At 70.1% G+C, this 17,358-nt stretch carries 13 protein-coding genes and 1 pseudogene; 10 read left to right on the forward strand and 4 right to left on the reverse strand.

Annotation, left to right across the window (positions count from 1 at the left end; all coding sequences use genetic code 11):
• Window positions 1–509 (forward strand): transposase (locus ACFV9O_RS07650; RefSeq protein ID WP_385413657.1); only part of this gene is annotated, 509 nt, incomplete at its 5' end.
• A gap of 143 nt (window positions 510–652) precedes the next feature.
• Here ACFV9O_RS07650 and ACFV9O_RS07655 read toward each other — a convergent pair.
• The gene (locus ACFV9O_RS07655) at window positions 653–3,241 is read right to left on the reverse strand and encodes a Pls/PosA family non-ribosomal peptide synthetase (RefSeq protein ID WP_385413660.1); all 2,589 of its coding nucleotides are present in this window, start codon (window positions 3,239–3,241) and stop codon (window positions 653–655) included.
• A gap of 422 nt (window positions 3,242–3,663) precedes the next feature.
• On the opposite strand from ACFV9O_RS07655, the gene ACFV9O_RS07660 reads away from it, so the two are divergent.
• The 5 genes and pseudogenes from ACFV9O_RS07660 to ACFV9O_RS07680 all read left to right on the forward strand — a co-directional run bounded on the left by ACFV9O_RS07660 (window position 3,664) and on the right by ACFV9O_RS07680 (window position 8,264).
• A complete protein-coding gene (locus tag ACFV9O_RS07660; RefSeq protein WP_385413663.1) occupies window positions 3,664–4,290 on the forward strand; it encodes an IS607 family transposase in 627 nt (208 codons plus the stop codon).
• Window positions 4,287–6,239 carry a zinc ribbon domain-containing protein gene (locus ACFV9O_RS07665; RefSeq protein WP_385413666.1) on the forward strand — a complete coding sequence of 651 codons (1,953 nt, stop codon included), beginning with the start codon at window positions 4,287–4,289 and terminating at the stop codon, window positions 6,237–6,239. Before ACFV9O_RS07660 ends, ACFV9O_RS07665 begins: the two co-directional genes overlap by 4 nt.
• Window positions 6,240–6,462: 223 nt before the next feature.
• Window positions 6,463–7,032 (forward strand): GNAT family N-acetyltransferase, encoded by a 570-nt coding sequence (locus tag ACFV9O_RS07670; protein WP_385413669.1) that lies wholly within the window; start codon window positions 6,463–6,465, stop codon window positions 7,030–7,032.
• Between the two features lie 75 nt (window positions 7,033–7,107).
• Window positions 7,108–7,605: pseudogene (locus ACFV9O_RS07675) on the forward strand (hypothetical protein); the annotation flags it as partial.
• On the forward strand, window positions 7,602–8,264 hold the full coding sequence (locus ACFV9O_RS07680) for an NADPH-dependent F420 reductase (RefSeq protein ID WP_385413672.1): 663 nt from the start codon (window positions 7,602–7,604) through the stop codon (window positions 8,262–8,264). The pseudogene ACFV9O_RS07675 and the gene ACFV9O_RS07680, both read left to right, overlap by 4 nt.
• A 165-nt stretch (window positions 8,265–8,429) precedes the next feature.
• Here ACFV9O_RS07680 and gcl read toward each other — a convergent pair whose 3' ends face one another.
• Entirely contained in the window at window positions 8,430–10,214 is a 1,785-nt protein-coding gene (gene gcl, locus ACFV9O_RS07685) for a glyoxylate carboligase (protein ID WP_385413675.1), read from the reverse strand.
• Window positions 10,215–10,462: 248 nt separating this feature from the next.
• Here gcl and ACFV9O_RS07690 point away from each other — a divergent pair, with 248 nt between their 5' ends.
• From ACFV9O_RS07690 to ACFV9O_RS07700, 3 genes are all read left to right on the forward strand, one after another.
• Complete coding sequence (locus ACFV9O_RS07690; protein WP_385413677.1) at window positions 10,463–11,326, forward strand: hypothetical protein; 864 nt, start codon at window positions 10,463–10,465, stop codon at window positions 11,324–11,326.
• A 189-nt stretch (window positions 11,327–11,515) separates the two neighbouring features.
• A complete protein-coding gene (locus ACFV9O_RS07695) occupies window positions 11,516–12,301 on the forward strand; it encodes a TIGR04222 domain-containing membrane protein (RefSeq protein ID WP_385413680.1) in 786 nt (261 codons plus the stop codon).
• A gap of 14 nt (window positions 12,302–12,315) precedes the next feature.
• Window positions 12,316–12,831 carry a GNAT family N-acetyltransferase gene (locus ACFV9O_RS07700; RefSeq protein ID WP_385413683.1) on the forward strand — a complete coding sequence of 172 codons (516 nt, stop codon included), beginning with the start codon at window positions 12,316–12,318 and terminating at the stop codon, window positions 12,829–12,831.
• Window positions 12,832–12,896: 65 nt separating this feature from the next.
• Here ACFV9O_RS07700 and ACFV9O_RS07705 read toward each other — a convergent pair whose 3' ends face one another.
• Entirely contained in the window at window positions 12,897–14,507 is a 1,611-nt protein-coding gene (locus tag ACFV9O_RS07705; RefSeq protein WP_385413685.1) for an AMP-binding protein, read from the reverse strand.
• Entirely contained in the window at window positions 14,504–16,180 is a 1,677-nt protein-coding gene (locus ACFV9O_RS07710) for an AMP-binding protein (protein ID WP_385413687.1), read from the reverse strand. Before ACFV9O_RS07710 ends, ACFV9O_RS07705 begins: the two co-directional genes overlap by 4 nt.
• A 236-nt stretch (window positions 16,181–16,416) precedes the next feature.
• On the opposite strand from ACFV9O_RS07710, the gene ACFV9O_RS07715 reads away from it, so the two are divergent.
• A complete protein-coding gene (locus ACFV9O_RS07715; RefSeq protein WP_385413989.1) occupies window positions 16,417–17,256 on the forward strand; it encodes a response regulator transcription factor in 840 nt (279 codons plus the stop codon).
• The last annotated feature ends 102 nt before the right edge of the window (window positions 17,257–17,358 follow it).

Consider the following 17,358-nt stretch of genomic DNA (forward strand, 5'->3'; position numbering starts at 1 on the left):
AGCATCAGGTCATCACGGCCGCCGACATCACCGCCAACGCCTCGGACGCGCTGAACTACACCCCGATGCTCGATCAGTCCGCGCAGAACACCGGCATCCACCCCAAGCAGGCCCTCCTCGACGCCGGCTACTGCTCCGAGACCAACCTGCAAGCCGCCCAAGAGCGCCAACTCGCCTGCGGCACCGACACGTTCATGGCCACCGGTCGACTCGGCCACGACGAACAGGTCCCGCCCGCACCCCGCGGACGCATCCCCGCCAGCGCCACGCTCAAGGAGCGCATGGCGCGCACACTGCGGACCAAGCCCGGCAAGGCCTCCTACAGCCGCCGCAAAGCCATCGTCGAACCCGTCTTCGGCCAGATCATGACCTGCCAGAACGGCCGCCAACTCCTCCTGCGCGGCGAGGACGGCGCCCGCGGCGAGTGGCGACTGCTGGCCGCCTGCCACAACCTCCGCAAGATCTTCCGACACGCCGGAACGGCCGGCCTCGCTGCCCTGGCCGGCTGACCCGCCGGCCACACCGGCCTCAGCGGGCCGAAATCCCCCTCCGACCGACCCGCTCATCGGCCCCATAGGCGCTGACCGGGCGACCACGACCGATCCCGCCCATCACGACCTCCCGGCCAGTGGCCCGTTACCGAGACACGCTCCTAGGTGATCGCCACGTTCGTCGCCTCATTCGCCTCAGCTGTCTCGGCGTCGGCGCGTCGCGGCGGGTTCGTGGTGGGGATCTCCTCCACCGCGGGGTTTCCGCCCCACCGGGCGCGCGCGGGGACCTCCTCGCCCTTCATCAGGAAGGAGTCCAGGGCGAGTACCGCGCCGTCGCCCATGGTCACGCCGTAATGGACGTGGGCGCCGACGCCGAGGGTGCACTGGTCGCCGATGGTGCTGTAGTCGGACTTGAAGGTGCCGTCCTCCTGGGAGTGGCACTGGATCTTGCTCCCCGCGTTGAGCGTGCAGTCGTCGCCGAGGGTGGTCAGGGTCCGTTCCGTGAGATAGCAGCCGTCGTCGAACACTCTGCGGCCGATCCGGACCCCGAGGAGCCGCCAGATCACGTTCTTGAACGGGGTGCCGTTGAAGATGTCGAGGTATTCGTCGGGAACCTTCCAGAGGCGCTCGTGCCACCAGAAGTACGGCTCGTAGATGGAGCACAGCTGCGGTCGAAGCGCGCGAAAGGCCGCGATGCCACGCTCCACCAGGACGTAGTAGAGGGCGGAGAACGCGAGCGAGATCACCAGGTACGCGGCGATCACCGCTGCCCCGAGAATGCCGTAGAGGTCGATGGTCACGAGGCCCATCGCGGTGAGCACGAACACGAACAGCCAGCGCAGGAACAGGAAATACACCATCGAGCGGATGTTGTAGCGGTTCTTCGCCGCCAGATTGCGGCGCAGTTCGTCACCGGTCCTGAAGTGGTCGAAGCGGTTGTCGCGCTCGACCGACCTGGGTATCTCGAAGCAGGGCGAGCCGAGCAGTCCCACGCCCTCACGCACCTCGCCGTCCAGCGGAACCATCACCTTCGTGGCGAGGAGGCAGTTCTCGCCGGTCCTGGCCCCGGAGGGATAGGCGATGTTGTTCCCGAGGAAGTTGCGTGCTCCGATCGATGTCCGCGAGACCCGGAAGGACGTGCTCGAGAAGTCCGCGTTCATGATCGAGAGCCCGTCCGCGATCATGGTTCCGCTGCCGATGGAGCTCAGATACGGCGTCTCGTGCTGCACTTCGGTGCCGAAGTTGGATCCGGTCTGCTCGACCCCGGACAGGTCGTATCCGAGGCCTCGCAAGTAGTAGACGATGTAGGAGCTGTCCCCGAACAGCCAGGTGAAGAACTTGACGTTGGTCATGCGGGCGATCGTGCGGTGCACCGAGTAGTGCAGTCCGTAGAGTGGATAGACCCTGTCCGGTTCGACCAGCAGGTTCAGCAGTCGGGGAACGGTGTACAGCACGGCCAGGCCCAGGACGAGGGCTCCGAAGAAGAAAGCGGCGGAAACAAGCAGCGCGTCGACGTAGATCCCGGCAGAGGTGAGGTTCGCCGTGCCCGGAGCCAGCACCCTTCCGACCGCCGGAAGCTCGGTCAGCACCATGTACACGAGGCCGATGGTCAACGGCATGTACAGGAAGAACGTCTGGAGCACGGTGGCGAGGGCGTAGCCGGCCCGGCGCAGTGTGCCGCAGGCGCTCGGGTCGACCCGTACGTAGTCGAGCTCTGTGCGCTGCGCCGGGGATCCGTGCCACCGTTCTCCGGCCGGTACCGACTGACCGCTGTACAGCGCCGAGGTGTGGCCGAGTTGTGAGCCGTCACCCATCGATGTGTCGATGTCGAACACGGTCTTCTCGCCGATGAAGGCGTTCTGGCCGATGGTGATCCAACCGGTCTGGATACGTCCGGCATGCGCCCGATAGCACTGGAGGAACGCTTCCTTGCGGATCACCGTGCCGGCGCCGATCGTGAGCAGATCGGTGCAGACCGGCACGGAGTGGGTCAGGATCGTGACGCCCTTGCCGATGCGTGCGCCGAGGGCCCGCAGATACAGCACATACAGCGGATTGCCGGTGAAGAGGACCATCGGGTTGGCATGGATCAGCACCTTGACGGTCCAGAAGCGCAGATAGGTCAGACCCCACACCGGGAACTCGCACGGTTTCCACCGGCCGATGAGGATCCACTTGGCCGCGATCGGGAACGTGCACGTGGCAAGCATGCCGGCGCCGCCGAAGAGAGCGGACCGCAGATAGAAGTCGACCGGACCCGAACCGTCAGCGACCCATTCAAGGCCCCGCACAGCCACGAATCCGGCGACCGAGGAGTAGCCGAGGAAGACCAGGAGCTGTGCCACGCCGCAGAGGACGTACCGCAAGGTGCTGGCAGGTACCGCCGCCGGCACCTCCGGGACCGACAGCTCGGCCGGGCCCGGCGGCTGGGCGGCAGGGGAAGGGGCCGCGTCCGCGAGAGCCGCCGCCAGGCTCCGCAGCGTCGGGTACCGGTAGATGTCCTTCATCGACACCGACGGCAGGTCTGGCCGCTTCCTGACCCGGGCGCAGAACTGGGCCATCAGCAACGAGTTGGCCCCGAGGTCGTCGAAGAAATGACCGTCGACCGACACCCGCTCGACACCCATGACGTCGGCCAGAACCTCCGCGAGATTCGTCCCGGTGTCCCTCACCGGGCTGACGTCGCTGCGCTTGGAGGGCGCAGGTTCATCGGGCTCGGGCGTCAACACCTCGACAGACTTCTCCACCATGCGAGCTCCTTGCGGATACGTCGGCACCCTGGCCGGGCCGGGTGCCAATGCCGGCTCGACGCCAGCCGGAGCCGGCAACCCGGAAGCCACGAGCTTGTGCGCTCTCTACTCCTGGTCACACGGCCAGGACTGCCAGTGTCCGCCGCTCCCCCGCCGAGGTGCCACTGGAATCGGCCTTGCCGGCACGGCGCGGCCCTGAAAGGGGCCCGTAGCACCGGTGTCGACATGCCTCGGTCCTGCTGTGGAGACACTCCGCCGAACGAGTGACTCGGCAGACTCCCTGCGGAGTCCCGTGAGGAACAGGGGCGGTGTGGCCGGCTGGGTCACAGCACCGCCCATTCACCACCGCCCCACGAAGAAGGAACCTGAGGCTCATCAACTTCATTAAGTATCCCTAGTGTTGTGCATGTATAATTGTGGGCATGGAGTTGCTGCGTATGTCCAAGGCTGCGAAGTGTCTCGGGATACACCCGATGACGCTTCGTCAGTGGGCGTTGGACGGCAAGATTCCGTTCACGTGGGTCGGTCGGGAGCGCCGGTTCTCTTCGGTGGATGTCGAGAACATGAAGCGCGGCAGCGGCTCCTCGACTACTCGTCCGCGCCGGGAGTTGCTGTATGTGCGTGTGTCCGGCTCGTCCGGGCAGGAGTCTTCGCTGGAGGCCCAGGAAGCCGAGCTGCGGGCCACTTCGACCGGTGAGATCGTCAAGGTCGTCAAGGATCGCGGCTCGGGCTTGAAGGAGAACCGGCCTGGTTTGAACCGGGTGTTGGCGATGGTGTCGGACGGCACAGTGACCGTTGTGCGCGTCACGCATGAGGACCGGCTGGCCCGGTTCGGGGTGGGCTGGCTCAAGCGGTTGTTCGCCGTGTACGGGGTCACCGTGGAGGTGCTGCACCCGAAGAAGCTCGGCGGCAGGGATGAACTGCTGGAGGACTTCGTCTCCCTGGTGACCACGTTCGCCGGGCGGCTGTATGGGATGCGCAGCGCGGAGAACCGTCGCCGTCTGCTGGCCGAGTCCGGCCAGTGCAGCGACCAGGGTGAGGCCGCGTGAGCCGGAAACTGCCCCTCGCCGAGGGCGAGACTGCCCGTACCGCGTGCGTCCGCGCCCTGATTCGGTCGGGCGTGGACGAGGAGACCGGCGAGATCATCCCCGCCGCCGCGCTGACGGAGCGGATCGGCTGGTGCCTCGATCTCGTCTGGGGCATGGCCGGGCGTCTGATCGCCGAGCACTGGAACACTCCGGACGTCGACAGCCTGGCCTCCGGTCAGGACGCCGGAGGCCGCAAGCTCCCCTCGAATGCCTGGATGGCGCTGCGCCGCCTGGGGTGGACTGTCACCGCTCCGGTGAAGGTGAACGACCGGATCGTGCGCATGGCGCAGGAGATGGCCGGGCGTGCGCTGCGGTCGGTGAAGTGGCGCGCCGACGTGGCTGCCGGGGTCCTGGCGACCTGGCCCTTTGACCCGCGCGAGCGCACTCCCGTGGAGTGGGACCAGGTGCGCGCCGCGATACCGGGCAGCGAGTACCTGCCGTCCAGCATCATCCGCTCCCGCACCCGCCAGATCACCGCCTTCGAGCGCAAGCACAGCCGTCTTCCAGCCGATGTATTCGAGCTGGAGCCCGCACCGCGTGTCCCGCGCATGCTGCTCCTGGCTGCGTGTGATGGGCAGCAGGCCACCATCGAACGATCCGCCACGGAGCCGACGAAGGCCCTGCTGCGCTTGCAGCTCCCCGCACGGCCCGACCCGCAGAAGTACGCGGACTGGACCTGGGTGGCCTGCGCCATCACTCTGCCCCCGACCGTTCCGGCGAACGCGGTGATCCACCTGCCCACCCTGCGCATCACGGGCGGAAAGATGCGGGCCGACCTCGCCTACACCCACCCCGCCCCCAAGACTCACCGCACCGGCCACACCGTCGGGCTCGGCGTGGACTGGGGACTGAACACTCTCCTCAGCGCAGGTGCGGCCCGCCTCCACGACGACGGCCGGATCACCGCCCTCGGGTCGGGTGCGCAGTTCCGCGCCGCCGGTGTGCTGGCCAAGCAGTACCGGCTCCGCCGCATCAGCGAACGCTTGCACGCCAAGACCGACCACTACGCCCGGCTCGGCGGCCCCACTGTGGACGGCAAGGCCGCCACCTTGGCGCAGGAGATCCGCCGCGTCTGCGAGCGTCGCTCCAACCTCAACGACGCCCTTGCCTGGTCGGCTGCCCGCTGGGCCGTCGACCAAGCCGTTGCTGCCGGGGCCACGGTCATCTACCTGGAAGACCTGCGGTCGATGGAAGCCGGGGGCATGGGCCGCACCCAGAACACCCGCCTGTCGCAGACCGTGCGCGGGCAGATCGCCGACCGCATGCGCCACCTCGCCACCGAAGTCGGCATCGCCGTGGTCACCGTTCCACCGCGCAACACCTCCAAGCACTGCCCCTGCTGCCTCACCCCGCTCCGCCACCGCAAATCCCCCGACCGGCCCACCGTGTCCGGCTGGAAGTGGGCCATCTGCCCCGGCTGCGGCTGGCAGGGCGACCGAGACCAGGGCGCATGGCGCAGGATCGCCGCACGCGGCCTCGCCCACCAGACCAAGACCGTCACAGACCGCACCAGCGGCACCATGGTGATCCGCTCCATGGTGGACACGATGGAAGCCAAGGCCGTCATCACGGCCGCCCCGAAGACCTACCGGGCGGACCGGTCCAAGACCGGCCCCACCCGGCCACGAACCAACCGCCTCACGCCCAGACGACGTGAGGTTCCCTCCCCAGCACGGCCTCCCGGTCGCGCTGGCCAGCGTCCGGAGGGACACGCACCAACGGACCGGAACCCGCTGCCCCGCGCAGCCCACCGGCACCAGGGCGTGACCACGATCAGCACACCCACCAACCGGCACAAGCCGCGAGGGGCAGCACTCGGCGCGGGATTCCATCTCCACGCTCATGCTGCCCCGCCCAAGTGGGCAGAACCCGAGCCGGACCCTACGGTCCGCATGGGATCGCTCAGCTGATTAGAGACGCTTCACACCGTCGCCTGGCCGAGCTGCACGCACAGACGATCGTCAGGACGCCCTCCGACGAGCTTGCGCCCGGCGAGTTCATTCCGAGCGCTGTCGAGGAGTGACTCGGGCCGCCGACACCGAGGAGCCCGACGAACCGTGCCGCAGCACGACAGTTGGCGGGTCAGCAGCACCGTTGTCACCCATACGGTCGGCAGAACCTAGGGTGACTGGGATGAGTGATGATCACGTGATACTGCGTCCAGTCATCGAGGAAGACCTGTCGCTGCTCGAGCAATTTCTGACAGATCCGGAGGCGACCGGGCCGTTCCAATGGATGGGCTGGTCAGACCCGGGGCGCTGGCGGCGCCGCTGGGCCGAGGACGGCCTGCTGAGCGATGATGGCGGGCAGCTGATGGTGGTGGCCGGCGCCGACCGGCTCGGCTTTGTGGCCTGGCGGAAGGTCGTGACCTCGCGGAACTCGTACTGCTGGAACATCGGAGCCCAGCTGCTACCGGACGGCCGGGGTCGCGGTGTCGGCACCCGAGCCCAGCAGTTGCTGGTGCGGTACCTGTTCGCCCACACACCTGTTTTTTTAAGGCTCGAGGCGGATACCGAGACGGAGAACATCGCCGAGCAGCGCGCACTGGAGAAGTCCGGCTTCAGCCGTGAGGGCGTGCTGCGCAGCACTGTGTTCCGGGACGGGCGGTGGCGGGACATCGTGCGCTACAGCGTGCTGCGCGACGAGATCGCCTCGCACAAGAACCCGGAACAGTCCCATGCCGGCGGCGGGAATATGGCCTGAGCCGAGCCAGGTCCAGCACACCAGAGGCGGTGACGCCTACCGCGCCTCGAAACGCACAGAACCGCAGCTGGCGTCGGTCGACTCCCTGGTGACATCGATGGGGCGATCCACTGGTACACGAGGGCCGCGCGGCTCGGCAACATGTTCGGCGCGTGCTGGCTGGGCCGTCTCCATGAGGAACGGCTCGGGGACCCCGCCGAGGCAGTGCAGTGGTACGAGACGGCCGCTCACGTCGGCCACGGCACTGTGCAAGCCAGGCTGATGGGGCTTCAGCAAAGGCTGGCAGAGGGGCTGGGCTCCTTGGCGGGGACACGGGAGTGCGGCAGAGAGCACAAGCGGAACGGACGGATCAATTCATGCCGACTCCCGACAGCAGGTGCGCGGACCCCGCGCCGCCTCCAGTCAGCCGGTGGCCTGCGAGCAGAGGTCACCGGCCGATCGTGTTCCTGCCATCCGGTGCGTATCGGCCGATACGGCGAGAACCCATGGATACCGGAAATAGACCCGGCGATCATGCGGTTGCAGCGAGAAGCGGCACCTGACCGCAGCACAACCGGGAGGACAGCCCCATGAAGATCGGCATCATCGGCGCGGGCAACATCGGCGGAAACCTCACCCGGCGGCTGACCGCACTCGGGCACGACGTGTCGGTGGCCAACTCACGTGGCCCGCACACACTGACCGCACTGGCGGAGGAGACGGGTGCCACCCCGGTCACCGCCGCCGAGGCGGCGCGCGGCGCACAGGTCGTGGTGGTGACCGTACCGCTGAAGAGGGTGCCCGACCTGCCGTCCGGCCTGTTCGACGAGGCCGCCGAGAACGTCGCCGTGATCGACACCGGCAACTACTACCCGAAGGAGCGCGACGGCAAGCTCACCGGGATCGAGGACGAGGGGCTGACCGAGAGCCGCTGGACCGAGCGGCACATCGGCCACTCCGTCATCAAGGCGTTCAACGGTACGTACGCCCAGGACATCCTCGAACGACCGCGGCCCAAGGGAGACCCCGATCGCATGGCGCTTCCGGTGGCCGGTGACGACGAGGCCGCGAAGAAGACCGTCCGCGACCTGATCGACGAACTCGGCTTCGACACCGTGGACTCCGGCGGCATCGACGTGTCCTGGCGCCAGCAGCCCGGCACCCCCGTCTACGGCCTGCGCGCCGGCGTCGAGGAGGTCACCAAGGCCCTGGCCGAGGCGTCTCCGGAACGGTCCGCGGCGTTCCGCGCCTGAGCGAACGCAGCGCGTCGCCGGGGACGCCCGAACGGTTCGGGCTCCGGCCGGTCAGCGGCTGCGGCGCCCCGATCGGACGCGGGCCGGCTCGGACCCGCACGGCGCGGCCCCCGCCCCGTGAGTCCCGGGGCGAGGGCCGTCGTTCCCCCGTCAGCAGCCGCGCTGTCAGGCGAGCGGCCGAATCGCGGTGGGCGCGTGGCCCGGCTCGGTGGCGAGCTCCTCGAACTCGGAGATGTCGCTGATGTCCATCGTGCGGCTCATCGAGATGTTGGTGATCCGCTCCAGGATCGCCTCGACGACCACCGGCACCCGGTACTCGGCGGCGAGCTTCTTCGCCTCCTCGAAGGCGGGCAGCAGCTGGTCCGGCTCGGTGACCCGGATGGCCTTGCAGCCCAGGCCCTCGGCGACCTTGACGTGGTCGACGCCGTAGACGCCGAGCTCCGGGGCGTTGATGTTCTCGAACTCCAGGTTGACCTGGAAGTTGATGTCCAGGCCGATCTGCGCCTGACGGATCAGGCCCAGGTAGGAGTTGTTCACGAGGACGTGGACGTACGGGATGCGGTGCTGAGCGCCGACCGCCAGCTCCTCGATCATGAACTGGAAGTCGTAGTCGCCGGAGAGCGCGACGACCTGGGCCTCCGGGTCGGCGGTGGCGACACCGAGCGCGGCCGGGATGGTCCAGCCGAGCGGGCCCGCCTGGCCGCAGTTGATCCAGTGGCGCGGCCGGTAGACGTGCAGCATCTGCGCGCCGGCGATCTGGGAGAGGCCGATGGTGGTGACGTAGCGCGTCTCCGGGCCGAAGGCCTTGTTCATCTCCTCGTACACGCGCTGCGGCTTCAGCGGCACGTTGTCGAAGTGCGTACGGCGGTGCAGGGTGGCCTTGCGCTCCTGCGTGGAGGCGATCCACTCGCTGCGGTCGGGCAGCTTGCCCGCGGCCTTCAGCTCCTTGGCGACCTCGACGAAGAGCTCCAGCGCGGCCTTCGCGTCCGAGGCGATGCCGTAGTCCGGGGCGAAGATCTTGCCGATCTGGGTGGGCTCGATGTCCACGTGGACGAACTTGCGGCCCTTGGTGTAGACGTCCAGCTTGTAGCCGGTGTGGCGGTTGGCCCAGCGGTTGCCGATGCCGAGGACGAAGTCGGACTCCAGGAAGTTCGCGTTGCCGTAGCGGTGCGAGGTCTGGACGCCGACCATGCCGGCGTTCAGCTCGTGGTCGTCGGGCACGGTGCCCCAGCCCATCAGGGTGGGGATGACCGGGGTGCCGGTGATCTCGGCGAACTCGACCAGCAGGTCGCAGGCGTCGGCGCTGATGATGCCGCCGCCGGCGACGATCAGCGGGCGCTCGGACTCCAGCAGGAAGGAGATCGCCTTCTCGATCTGGGCGCGGGTCGCGAACGGCTTGTAGACCGGCAGCGGCTCGTACGTCTCGGGGTCGAACTCGATCTCGGTCAGCTGGACGTCGATCGGCAGGTCGATGAGGACCGGGCCGGGGCGGCCGGAGCGCATCAGGTGGAAGGCCTGCTGGAAGACGCCGGGGACCTGCGCGGCCTCCAGGACGGTCGTGGCGGCCTTGGTGACCGGCTTCGCGATCGAGGCGATGTCGACGGCCTGGAAGTCCTCTTTGTGGATCACGTGGGTCGGTGCCTGGCCGGTGATGCACAGGATCGGAATCGAGTCACCGATGGCGGAGTAGAGGCCGGTGATCATGTCGGTGCCGGCGGGGCCGGACGTGCCGATGCAGACCCCGATGTTGCCGGGGTTGGTCCGGGTGTATCCCTCGGCCATGTGCGAGGCGCCCTCGACGTGGCGCGCGAGGGTGTGGTCGATGCCGCCACCCTCCTTGAGGGCCTTGTAGAAGGGGTTGATCGCCGCGCCCGGCACACCGAATGCGTGGGTGACGCCTTCGCGCTTGAGGATCTCAACTGCCGCTCGGGCGGCGGTCATACGAGGCATGGGTGCTCCTGCTTCGGCCTGGCGAATCGGGCTCTGTCGCGCCACCTGAGAGCGTCGATTCCGAGTTGATTTCCGACATGCGGAAGTTTAGTTCTGCTATACGGAAGTAATCTAAAGCGCGTGGTCAACGACGTCAAGGGAGAGCGGCCGACACCCGGACGGGGGATGGCCGAAGTCCCTCCCCAAGGGGTGGCGGGTGGTGGACGATGGACCACGAGGCGTGTCCACAGCGCCGAAGGGGGTCAGACATGGGAGATCAGGTGCCGGTCCGCTGCCCGGTCTGCCGCCGTACGCACACGTTCGCCGCGCCCGTCTACCCGTGCGCGTGCGGGGCACCGCTCGCCCCTCCGCTCCTGCGCGGCGCGCCCGCGGAGCCGATCCGTCACCGCACCTGGACCGACGACTGGGTCACCGTCCGCTGCCAGGCCTGCGGGCGGCAGGACCAGTGGCCGCAGCCGGAGCTCGGCTGCCCCTGCGGCACGGTCCTGCGGGTACCGGTCCGGCCGGTGACCGCGGCTCCGACGTCGTCGGCGTCGGCCCCGTCCTCCCGTACCACCGCTTCCGCCGCATCGGGCTCCGCAGGGTCCGCGGGGTCCACCGGGTCCGGACCCGCCCCGTCGTCCGGGACGCAGGGGACACCGGCGGGCGCGTCGCCCGGCTCGTCCCCCGCATCGCCGTCCGCTCCGGGCCGCCCGGCGCACATACCGCTGCCACGCACGGCCCCCGTGCCCCGCCCCGCCTTCCACCCGGTCACGATCCGCACCGCCCGCGACGCCGTGGCGGCCGCCGCGCTCTATCTGCGGTGGCTCGGGTTCCAGGAGGTCGTCCAGCCGGAGGAGCGGTCCGCCTCCGGGATCGACCTGCGCGGACCGGGACTCGTCGCCCAGGTCGACCCCACCACTCGCCCGGCCACCCTGCGCGCCGTGGAATGCCTCTGGCTGAACGGACTGAGTGCGTCGTCGGTGAGCGTCTTCTTCTCCCTCGCGGGTTACGCCGACGACGCCCGGGCCCGCGCCGACGACCTCGGCGTCCCGCTCTTCGTCATGGACCTGACGGGCACCCCGCAGCCGGTGAACGGCCCCGCGGACGAGCTCCTGTCGTCCGGCGCCTGACGCCGGCATTCCGGCACCGGCGCGCTGTCCGGTGCGCCCGGGGCGCGGGGCACGGGGGGCGCGGGAAACGAAAGAGGCGATTTACGCCGTTCCCCGGGCCCACGAAGCTCAAATCAAGCTCTGAACCCGGCCGTTCGGGCTTCGCGCACATTCCCGGCAGGGCACCACCCCTACGGGGAGGTGGGCGCCATGCCGACGGACATGTGGTGGTTCATCGGAGCGTGCGGGGTGCTGCTGGCCGCCGCGGCCGCCCTGCTGTGGATGTGGGGGCCGCCCGACCGGCCCGAGCTGACGCCGCAGGCGGTCGCCATGCTGCGGGGCGGGCGGCGGGCGGCCCTGACCGTCGCGCTCGTCGCACTGCACCAGCGGGGTGCGGTCGCGGCCGGCCGCCGGGGCACGATACGGCAGGACGGCCCCGCGATCGGCGTCCGCGATCCGCTCCAGCTGGCGGCGCACCGCGCGCTCCACTGGCCGGTCGGGGTACGTGTGCTGGCCTCCCGCCTCGCCGTGCGGCACGCGCTCGACGGGCTACGGGACGACGTGTGGGTGGAAGGACTCGTGCGGTCGAACGGGCGGTGGCGCACCGCTCGCGTGCTGCTCGCCGCCGTGCCGGTGACCCTGACCGCCGGCCTGCTGATGACCGGGCTCGGCGCACCCGGCGCACCGCTCGAGCTGGTGCTCGCGGCGGTGGTCGTCCTGCCCGCGGCGGCACTGTGGTGCGTGCCGCACCGTACCCGCGCGGGCCGGCACCTGCTCGCGTCGCTCCGGAAGAGCCGCCCGCTGCCGGCGTCCCGGCACGGCTGCCCGCCGGAGGAGGTCCAGCTGTGCGTCGCCCTGTACGGGGACCCGGCGCTCCTGCTGTTCGTCCCGCACTTCGCCCGGGACGGCGGGCTGCTCGGCACGGGCAGCGCGGGCCACGGCCACTCCAGGGACTACGCGGCCCGCCCACTGGACGGCGACTGGTCGGGCCCCTGAGCGATACTCACCGTATGCAGATCCGACCGGCCGCGCGTGCCGAACTCCCCCTCCTGCAGGACATCGAGAGGGCTGCCGGGGAGCCCTTCCGCTCCCTCGGCATGGCGGCGATCGCGGACGACGAACCACCGCCGCTCGACCTCCTGGAGCGGTACCGGCGGGCCGGCCACGCCTGGGTGACGGCGGACGCGGACGACCGGCCCGTGGCGTACCTGCTGAGCGAACCGGTGGACGGCGCCGCCCACATCGAGCAGCTGTCCGTCCACCCGGCCGTCGCGCGGCGCGGCCTCGGCCGCGGTCTGATCGACCATCTGGCCGCGGTGGCCGCGGCCGACGGCCTGACCGCCCTCACGCTCACCACGTTCGCCGACGTCCCGTGGAACGCGCCGTACTACGCGCGCCTCGGCTTCCGTGCCCTCGGCGATGACGAACTCACCGACGGGCTGCGGGAGATCCGCCGCGCGGAGGCGGAGCACGGCCTGGACCACTGGCCGCGGGTGTGCATGCGCCGGGACATGACTCAGGCGTAGCTGCCGGGACGTCGCTCAGCCGTAGCTGCCGGAACGCGGCTCAGCCGTCGCCGCCGGGACGTCGCTCAGCCGTAGCGCTCCCGCAGCTCCACCTTCCGTACCTTGCCGCTCACGGTCATCGGAAAGGCGTCGAGGACCTCAAGCCTCCGCGGGACCTTGTAGTGCGCGAGCTGTTCGCGGCAGAACGCGGTGAGGTCCTCCAGCGTCGGCGGATCGGCCGGGTCGCGCGGGATGACGCAGGCGAGGATCTCCTCGCCGTACTTCTCGTCCGGTACGCCGACGACCTGGACGTCCGCGATCTTCGGGTGGCCGTACAGGAACTCCTCGATCTCGCGCGGGTACACGTTCTCTCCGCCGCGGATGATCATGTCCTTGATGCGGCCGACGATCTGGACGTAGCCGTCCTCCCGTATGACGGCGAGGTCGCCCGTGTGCATCCAGCGGCCCGGGTCGATGGCTTCGGCGGTCTTCTCCGGCTCGTCCCAGTAGCCGAGCATCACGCTGTAGCCGCGCGTGCACAGCTCGCCCGCCTCGCCGCGCGGCAGGGTCACGCCGGTGACCGGGTCGGTGACCTTGACCTCCACGTGCGGGAGCACCCGGCCGACGGTGCCGGTGCGGCGCTCCAGGTCGTCGTCGCGCCGGGTCTGGGCGGAGACCGGGGAGGTCTCCGTCATCCCGTAGCAGATCGACACCTCCGCCATGTTCATCTCGGCGACGACCCGCTTCATCACCTCCACCGGGCAGGGCGAGCCGGCCATGATCCCGGTGCGGAGCGAACTCAGGTCGTACGTCGCGAAGTCGGGGAGGTTCAGCTCCGCGATGAACATCGTCGGAACCCCGTAGAGCGAGGTGCAGCGCTCCTGCTGCACGGCCCGCAGTGTGGCGGCCGGGTCGAAGGACGGGGCCGGGATGACGATGCAGGCGCCGTGCGAGGTAACACCCAAGTTGCCCATTACCATGCCGAAACAGTGATAAAAGGGCACAGGCAGACAGACCCGGTCCTGCTCGGTGTAGGCGATCATCTCCCCCACGAAATAGCCGTTGTTGAGGATGTTGTGGTGGGAGAGGGTGGCGCCCTTGGGGAATCCGGTGGTGCCGGAGGTGTACTGGATGTTGACCGGGTCGTCGCAGGACAGCTGCGCCTCGCGGAGGGCCACGTCGTCCGGCCCCACGGACGCTGCCGCCGCCAGGAGTTCGGTCCAGCTGTCGTCCCCGATGTAGTGCACCGACCGCAGGGCGGGACAGCTGCCGCGGACCTGCTCGACGAGCGCCCTGTAGTCGCTCGTCCTGTGGGCGAGGGAGGCGACCAGCAGCGTGATCCCGGCCTGGTTCAGGACGTACTCCAGCTCGTGCGCCCGGTACGCCGGATTGATGTTCACCATGATCGCGCCGATGCGGGCGGTGGCGTACTGCACGAGCACCCACTCCGGGCAGTTCACGGCCCAGATCCCGACCCGGTCGCCCTTGGCGATCCCGTGCGCGAGGAGCGCCCGCGCCAGCTCGTCGACGTCCGCGCCGAATTCCGCGTACGTCCAGCGGCGCCCGGACGGGACGTCGACGAGTGCCTCCCGGCCTGGGTGGGCCTCGATCGCCCGGTCCAGGTTGCGGCCGATCGTGTCGCCGAGCAGCGGGACCGTGCCCGTGCCGTGCGTGTACGAGAGCGTCGAGGTCGTCATCGCAGGTCCCCTTCGTCGTACTCGGCCGTGGAGCCGGCGGCCGTGGCCTCGCGCAGCTCGATGCGGCGGATCTTCCCGGAGACGGTCTTGGGCAGCTCGCCGAACTCGAGCTTGCGGATGCGCTTGTACGGCGCGAGGACAGCGCGCGAGTGCGCGAAGATCTGCCGCGCGGTGTCGGCGTTCGGCTCCCAGCCCTCCGCGAGCACCACGTACGCCTTGGGAACGGCGAGGCGCACCGGATCGGGCGACGGCACGACCGCGGCCTCCGCGACCGCCTCGTGCTCCAGCAGCGCGCTCTCCAGCTCGAACGGTGAGATCTTGTAGTCGGACGCCTTGAAGACGTCGTCTGCGCGGCCGACGTAGGTGATGTAGCCGTCGGCGTCGCGCGAGCCGATGTCGCCCGTGCGGTAGTAGCCGCCCGCCATGGCCTCGGCCGTACGCTCCGGATCGCCGTGGTAGCCGGTCATCAGCCCCACCGGCCCGTCCGACAGATCGAGCGAGATCTCGCCCTCGTCGGCGCCCGGCTTGCCGCTGACGGGGTCGAGGAGCTCGACGCGGAAGCCCGGGCTCGGCCGGCCCATCGAGCCCGCCTTCAGCAGCTGGCCCGGGCTGTTGGAGACCTGGACCGCGGTCTCGGTCTGGCCGAATCCGTCCCTGATGGTCACGCCCCAGGCGCGCCGGACGGTCTCGATGACCTCGGGGTTGAGCGGCTCACCGGCCGCGACCACCTCGCGCGGGGGCGTCCGCAGCTGGCTCAGGTCGGCCTGGATCAGCATCCGCCACACGGTGGGCGGGGCGCAGAAGCTGGTGACGCCGGCGTGGTCCATCTCGGCCATCAGGCGGGCGGCGTCGAAGCGCGTGTAGTTGTGGATGAAGACGGTCGCCTCGGCGTTCCAGGGCGCGAAGAGATTGGACCAGGCGTGCTTGGCCCAGCCGGGCGAGGAGATGTTCAGGTGCACGTCCCCGGGCTTGAGCCCGATCCAGTACATGGTCGCCAAGTGGCCGACCGGGTACGAGACATGGGTGTGCTCGACGAGCTTGGGCCGGGCCGTGGTGCCGGAGGTGAAGTAGAGCATGAGGGGGTCGTCGGCGCGGGTGGGCCCGTCGGGCTCGAAGCTCTCCGGCGCCGCGGAGGCGTGCTCGTACGGGAGCCAGCCGGTGACGCCGCCGCCGACCGCGATCCGGGTGTAGTCACCCGGCACCTCGTCGAACTTGGCGGTGTCGTCGGTCCGGACGATCACCTGCCGGACGCGCCCCCGGTCGATCCGGTCGCGCAGGTCGACCGGGCCGAGGAGCGGGGTGGCGGGGATGACGACGGCGCGCAGCTTCATCGCGGCGAGGGCGGTCTCCCAGAGCTCGGCCTGGTTGCCGAGCATCACGAGGATGCGGTCGCCGGCGCGGACGCCGTGCTCGCGGAGCCAGTTCGCGGCGCGGTTGGAGCGGGTGCGCAGCTCGGCGAAGGAGAGGCGGGTCGTGGCCCCGTCCTCCTCGACAATGTGCAGCGCCGTCCGTTCGTTGCCGTCCGCGATGACGTCGAACCAGTCCAGCGCCCAGTTGAACCGCTCGAAGCGCGGCCAGGCGAACCCCTCGTACGCCGTGGCGTAGTCCTCCCTGTGCTGGATCAGGAAGTCCCGGGCCGCCCGGAACCCCTCCGTCTCGGCTCCTGCCGTCATGCGTCCTCCTCGTTGCGGGACCGGTGATAGGCATCGTGTAATCAGTGACGCAGGTCTCACTACCCCCGTACGGGGGGTGCTGTGCGCCGGGAGTGCCGGAATCGGGTGACCTCGGCGACGTCACCGGCACGGATGCCGGAGGCGACGGTGGACATGACGGGGACGTGGCGGCGGACGTGGCGGTGAACATGACGACGGACATGACAGCGGGCATGACGGCGGACGTGCCGGTGAACATGACGGCGGACGCGGCGGCGGAGATACGGGCGGCGCTGCCGCGGCTCCGCCGCGCCACCGGGCTGCAGATCGCCTTCGGCGGTCTGCTCCACGAGCCCCGCCGGATGCGGATCGCCGAGCTGAACGGCGCGGTGACCGGCGCGCTGCGCGGGCTGGCGATCCGGTCGGGCAACGGTCTCGGCGGCAAGGCGATCGCGCTGTCCCGGCCGTGCGTGGTGACCGACTACCGCACGGCCCGGCACATCAGCCACGAGTACGACGCGGCGGTCGCGGCGGAAGGGCTCCGCTCGGTGGTCGCGGTGCCCGTCGTCGTCCGCCGCACGGTGCGCGGCGTGCTGTACGGGGCGCTGCGCCGGCCCCTCCCCCTCGGCGACCGGACCCTCGACGCGGCGGTCGCGGTCGCGCGGGACGTGGAGCAGAGCCTGGTCGTGCGGGACGAGGTCCAGCGGCTGCTGGCCGCGGCCCGCGCACCGGAGGCGACCGGCCGGGCCGGTGCCTGGGAGGCCGTCCGCGACACCCACACCGAGCTCCGCGCCCTCGCCCCGCGCATCCCCGACACCTCGCTCCGCGCGGAGCTGCTGGCCCTGTGCGAACGCCTCGCCACCGCAAACGCCCCGGGCCACGCGGCGCCGGCCGCCTCGTCGCCCGCCCTGTCGCCGCGCGAGCTGGACGTCCTCGCCTGTGTGGCCACCGGCTCCACCAACGCCACGACGGCCGAACGCCTGGGCCTGCGCCCGGAAACGGTCAAGGGCTATCTGCGCGCCGCGATGCGCAAGCTGGGGGCGCACACGCGCCTGGAGGCGGTGGTGGCGGCGAGGCGGGCGGGGCTGCTGCCCTGATGCCCCCAGGGCCGGGCCCAGGGCGGAGGCCCTGAGGCGGGGCGCTGCCTGGCACGGTGAGCGACCCCTCACACGAAGGCGGCTCCCTCGTACGCGGGCGGC

Origin of the sequence: Streptomyces sp. NPDC059909, from assembly GCF_042730885.1 — a bacterium.
Taxonomy (GTDB): Bacteria; Actinomycetota; Actinomycetes; order Streptomycetales; family Streptomycetaceae; genus Streptomyces.

Bases quoted from the DNA above. Each gene is read 5' to 3' on its own strand.
- ACFV9O_RS07700 (WP_385413683.1), top strand. From the start codon at position 12,316: ATGCAGATCCGACCGGCCGCGCGTGCCGAACTCCCCCTCCTGCAGGAC.
- gcl (WP_385413675.1), bottom strand. From the start codon at position 10,214: ATGCCTCGTATGACCGCCGCCCGAGCGGCAGTTGAGATCCTCAAGCGC.
- ACFV9O_RS07655 (WP_385413660.1), bottom strand. From the start codon at position 3,241: ATGGTGGAGAAGTCTGTCGAGGTGTTGACGCCCGAGCCCGATGAACCT.
- ACFV9O_RS07705 (WP_385413685.1), bottom strand. From the start codon at position 14,507: ATGACGACCTCGACGCTCTCGTACACGCACGGCACGGGCACGGTCCCG.
- ACFV9O_RS07715 (WP_385413989.1), top strand. From the start codon at position 16,417: ATGACGGCGGACGCGGCGGCGGAGATACGGGCGGCGCTGCCGCGGCTC.
- ACFV9O_RS07680 (WP_385413672.1), top strand. From the start codon at position 7,602: ATGAAGATCGGCATCATCGGCGCGGGCAACATCGGCGGAAACCTCACC.
- ACFV9O_RS07670 (WP_385413669.1), top strand. From the start codon at position 6,463: ATGAGTGATGATCACGTGATACTGCGTCCAGTCATCGAGGAAGACCTG.
- ACFV9O_RS07660 (WP_385413663.1), top strand. From the start codon at position 3,664: ATGGAGTTGCTGCGTATGTCCAAGGCTGCGAAGTGTCTCGGGATACAC.
- ACFV9O_RS07695 (WP_385413680.1), top strand. From the start codon at position 11,516: ATGCCGACGGACATGTGGTGGTTCATCGGAGCGTGCGGGGTGCTGCTG.
- ACFV9O_RS07710 (WP_385413687.1), bottom strand. From the start codon at position 16,180: ATGACGGCAGGAGCCGAGACGGAGGGGTTCCGGGCGGCCCGGGACTTC.
- ACFV9O_RS07690 (WP_385413677.1), top strand. From the start codon at position 10,463: ATGGGAGATCAGGTGCCGGTCCGCTGCCCGGTCTGCCGCCGTACGCAC.